The organism is Paenibacillus sp. P4_A7, assembly GCF_056402455.1.
The window spans coordinates 1-4,568 of record NZ_JBFUHJ010000449.1; the positions used below are offsets into that span (position 1 = coordinate 1).

At 46.0% G+C, this 4,568-nt stretch carries 5 protein-coding genes and 1 riboswitch; all 5 genes read right to left on the reverse strand.

Going from position 1 to position 4,568, the window contains the following annotated elements; all coding sequences use genetic code 11:
* A partial coding sequence (gene ribB, locus AC1DWN_RS28570) for a 3,4-dihydroxy-2-butanone-4-phosphate synthase (protein WP_477562269.1) occupies positions 1 to 503 on the reverse strand: 503 nt, incomplete at its 3' end.
* A 539-nt stretch (positions 504 to 1,042) separates the two neighbouring features.
* Complete coding sequence (gene ribE, locus AC1DWN_RS28575) at positions 1,043 to 1,702, reverse strand: riboflavin synthase (RefSeq protein ID WP_477562270.1); 660 nt, start codon at positions 1,700 to 1,702, stop codon at positions 1,043 to 1,045.
* A gap of 106 nt (positions 1,703 to 1,808) precedes the next feature.
* Entirely contained in the window at positions 1,809 to 2,909 is a 1,101-nt protein-coding gene (gene ribD, locus AC1DWN_RS28580) for a bifunctional diaminohydroxyphosphoribosylaminopyrimidine deaminase/5-amino-6-(5-phosphoribosylamino)uracil reductase RibD (RefSeq protein ID WP_477562271.1), read from the reverse strand.
* 245 nt (positions 2,910 to 3,154) lie between these two features.
* Positions 3,155 to 3,365, reverse strand: a riboswitch (FMN riboswitch).
* Between the two features lie 33 nt (positions 3,366 to 3,398).
* The gene (locus AC1DWN_RS28585) at positions 3,399 to 3,830 is read right to left on the reverse strand and encodes a peptidylprolyl isomerase (RefSeq protein ID WP_475810545.1); all 432 of its coding nucleotides are present in this window, start codon (positions 3,828 to 3,830) and stop codon (positions 3,399 to 3,401) included.
* Between the two features lie 53 nt (positions 3,831 to 3,883).
* Positions 3,884 to 4,568: diaminopimelate decarboxylase family protein (locus AC1DWN_RS28590; RefSeq protein WP_477562272.1), on the reverse strand; the 685-nt coding region annotated here is incomplete at its 5' end.

Genomic DNA, 4,568 nt, shown 5'->3' on the forward strand with positions numbered 1-4,568 from the left:
CATATAACTCCAGCTGGAGGAGCTCCGCACATCATTGCAAGATCAATTGCAGCCTCCGTGTGGCCAGCACGCCGGAGTACACCGCCTGATTTCGCAATTAACGGGAAAATATGCCCAGGTCTGCGGAAATCAGAGCTCTTCGTCGAAGGATTAATCAATGCCTTTACTGTTTCAGAGCGTTCGTAAGCGGAAATACCCGTCGTTGTTGAAATATAATCGACCGAAACTGTGAATGCTGTACCATGGTAATCGGTATTTTGCGTAACCATTGGCGGTAATTCAAGCTCCTCTGCACGCTCCTGTGTAATGGGAACACAGACTAGCCCACGCGCTTCCGTGATCATAAAATTAATGACCTCTGGTGTCGCTCTGTCCGCAAGTGCGATCAGGTCACCTTCGTTTTCACGATCCTCGTCATCAACGACGATTACAGGTTTCCCTAATTTCAGGTCTTCAAGTGCTTCTTCTATGCGATCAAATGAGATTCTTTCGGATTGTTCCATGATTGTTTCCTCCTTATTACAATTTCTAACCAAACCTTCAAAGGCTTCTACCTGACCTTCAAAGGGAATTTAGACCAAACCTTTATAGGCTTCTACCTAACCTTCAAAGGATTTCTACCAACCTTCAAAGACTTCTTCCAACCTTCAAAGGCTTTTCGAACCCACCCAAACCCTCCCTTCCAAGGGAGGGCCCCGAGGGGCTGCCGCCCTCTGGACACCCGCAACTCGACTAACGTAGGAGCTACAGAGTTGGGTGTGAGCTACTTTGGTTAGTGGCTCGCTTTCGTCCCTGTGGGACACGCTTTACGTTTAGTGCGCTCGAGTTACCTGAACATCTGAGTAACGTTTGAGTTACAGAGATGTTTGTTTGGTTATTTGAGTTGGCGGCTCGCTTTCGTCCCTGGGGGACACGCTTTACGTTTGGTGCGCTCGAGTTACCTGAACATCTGAGTAACGTTTGAGTTACAGAGATGTTTGTTAGGTACTTTGGTGGTAACTCGCTTTCGTCCTTGGGGGACACGCTTTACGTTTAATAATGCCTATAAAAAACCATTTTCCATAAGGAAGGATGTAGTTAGCTTGGATTTGGGTGTTGCCGCTTCGGGTTGATTATAATGAAGCAGGTGATCCACATATTTGCCTATGACATCGCACTCTATATTGACGGTGTTGCCCGCATGCTTGTGTTGTAAGGCGGTTTGGCTTAGCGTGTGCGGGATTATGGATACCGATAAGGTTTGTGATGAAGTATCTACAACAGTAAGGCTAATGCCATCAATAGTTATGGAACCTTTCGGTATAACGTACCTTAGGATTTGCGGATCTTCTATTCGAATCTGAAATACTACGGCATTCGCATCCGTCTCACGGCTTGTTATTTGTCCGACTCCATCGACATGACCTTGCACGATATGTCCGCCAAACCGAGCTCCTGCTTGCATCGCTCGTTCTAAATTCAATCTTTCTCCATGACGAAGCTGATGAAGGCTTGATTTGCGATAGGTTTCCGGCATGACATCGGCTGCAAATGAGGAGTTGTCAAATTCCGTTACCGTCAAACAGACGCCGTTTACCGATATACTGTCACCGAGTTTAACTCCGTCAGTTACTAATGACGCTCCAATAATCAGACGCATCGCTTCTCCCTGCTTCGTTATCCCCTTCATCTGTCCTACTTCCTCCACTAATCCAGTAAACATGTTATCCCTCCTTCCAAAGGTTTTGCGAATGCAAAACCTACTTCGTAAGCATCTTCTTAGGTTTTGCGATTGCAAAACCACTTCGTAAGCATTTGCTTATCTATTCTTAGTTATAAACGGGGTAACCGGATATGCATATATCTTCTCCGGCCATTTCCACTTTCACATTGACGAGTGAGATGGCGTCTGCCATCTTCTCTATTCCGGGGAAAGTAAAGGTGCCGGGCGCTTCCTTACCTCCGATTATTTTGGCGGCGTAGTAAAGAATTATTTTATCGATGAGTCCCGCTTCGAGCATCGCTCCGTTTAATTGACCGCCGCCTTCGAGCAGTATGGAGCCGATTTCCAGTTGTCCGAGTTTTTTCATCGCATTTATCAGATTTACTTGTACAGTTGAACCACATGTTATGACTTCTACACCCGCATTCTCCAAGGCTTCGCGTTTCGCTGCGTCTGCTTGATCCGTCGTTAACACAATCGTTCTAGCTGAACGGTCGGTCACAACTCGCGCACCCGGTGGGAGTCGTAGTTCGGAATCAACAATTATACGTATGGGGTCGATTGCCGGAACAGAAGCTCTAGTATTTAATAAGGGATCATCAGCCAAAACGGTACCAATACCAACCATTATCGCATCATGTTGATGGCGTAATGTATGTACCTGTTCTCTTGCTGTGGAGCCCGTTACCCAGCGGCTATCCCCTGTTCGAGATGCGATTTTACCATCAAGCGTACTTGCCGTTTTCAAGGTTACAAATGGCATTTTACTGGTAATGTATTTGTTAAACTTCTCATTCAATTGGCGAGATTGTTGCTCCAATACACCAACGGTTACTTCAATACCCTCTTCACGCAATCTGGAGATGCCTTTACCTGAAACCTCAGGATTAGGATCACCGCTTGCGACAACTACTCTGGCCGCTTTCGCTGCTATAACACGCTCACAGCAAGGCGGCGTTTTGCCAAAATGACTGCAAGGCTCTAATGTTACATATACCGTTGCGCCTTCTGCTTCTTCACCCGCCATTTGCAAGGCATGAACTTCAGCATGACCGGTTCCACGCTTCAAATGAGTTCCAACACCCACGATTCGGCCATCCTTAACAACAACGCAACCGACTACAGGATTAATTCCAGTCTGACCTGAAGCCTTTGAAGCCAAATCTAAGGCCAATTGCATGTAATATTCATCATTTAAAATGTCCATAAACAAAAAACACCCCAATCGGCATTCAGTCCGACAGGGGTGATGAAAGATATCTAGAGAACAACGACAAAACCGATCAACTCACAATGAAAGCATAGACAGCGAAGCAAAAAAAATAATAATGCCGTTCGCGAATCCATTTCATAGCTGCGTTGAGGGTTTGTAAAAAACGCTATAAAAAATAAACCTAATAAGTATGTGAAATAAAACACATACAAATAAGCATGTTCTTATAGCTGTCGATGCTGCTCCTTCTCCCATCCAGACTGTACTGTCGGTCCCGGAATTACACCAGGTCCACCGTCCCAATTGACATACGTTAGTCCAATACTAACGCGAATGTCGATTAGTCCGGGTCACGGACTAACGAAAAACGCGAGGAGTTTGGAAGTCCAATCCTCCACGCGTTTCCCGATCACCGCCGGTTAGGAATTTCACCTGACCCCGAAGGAAAGCTGCACTTACATAATTATAGTTAGTATCTTAACATTAAACCGTTTCGATTTCAACCTTTTCCATTTTGTCTCCGCCTTTAAGTGCGTCAACAAATTCCATACCTTTCGACACTTTGCCGAAAACAGTATGTCCGCCATCTAAATGCGGTTGTGGAGCGTAACCGATGTAAAACTGGCTTCCGCCTGTATTACGACCAGCATGCGCCATAGCAAGTGAGCCACGCTCATGTTTATTAGGGTTGATCTCACAGTTGATTTGGTAACCAGGACCGCCTGTACCAGTGCCGTTCGGGCAACCGCCTTGAGCGACAAAGCCTGGAATAACACGGTGGAAGGATAAACCGTTGTAGAAACCATCGTTAGCAAGCTTTTCGAAGTTTGCTACAGTATTCGGCGCGTCTTGTTCGAACAAGTCGATAAGAACCTCTCCGCCGTTTGCTAGTGTGATTTTTGCTTGTTTTGCCATCTCTGCATCTACCTTTCTTTTATCCGAATAAGACTACGTTACCAATTTCGCCCTTATTTCGCAAGCGATGATTTTTGAAGTCTAGCCGGAATGACGTCATTGCACACAATATTTTCTAATGATTCACGTTTCACGGCAAGGTCAGCTTGGCCATCCTTAACAAATACGACTGCTGGACGACGAATCCGGTTGTAGTTACTTGCCATTGCATAATTATACGCACCTGTACAGAAAACAGCAAGTAAATCACCATTTTTAGCTTTAGGAAGCTCTAAATCCCAGATGAGCATATCTCCGCTTTCGCAGCATTTGCCGGCTATGGATACCGTTTCTTCTTTTGGATCATTAGCACGGTTAGCTAGAACCGCTTCATATTGAGATTGATATAGTGCTGGGCGAGGGTTGTCCGTCATACCGCCGTCAACAGCAATGTATTTACGTACTCCTGGAATGTCCTTGCTCGTCCCTACTGTATATAACGTCGTTCCCGCGTCGCCGACCATACTCCGACCAGGCTCTACCCAAATCTCAGGGAGCGGAAATTCAGCATTAGTGAAGTTCGTAATAATAGCTCCCGTAATGGCTGCAACGTACTCGCTTACTGGCAGCGGTGTGTCGCCTTCCACATAACGGATACCGAAGCCTCCGCCAAGATTGATTACTTTAAAAGTTAATCCTAACTCATTGCGGATCGCAACAGCAAAGTCTGCAACCTTATCGACCGCCATGCGGAAACCC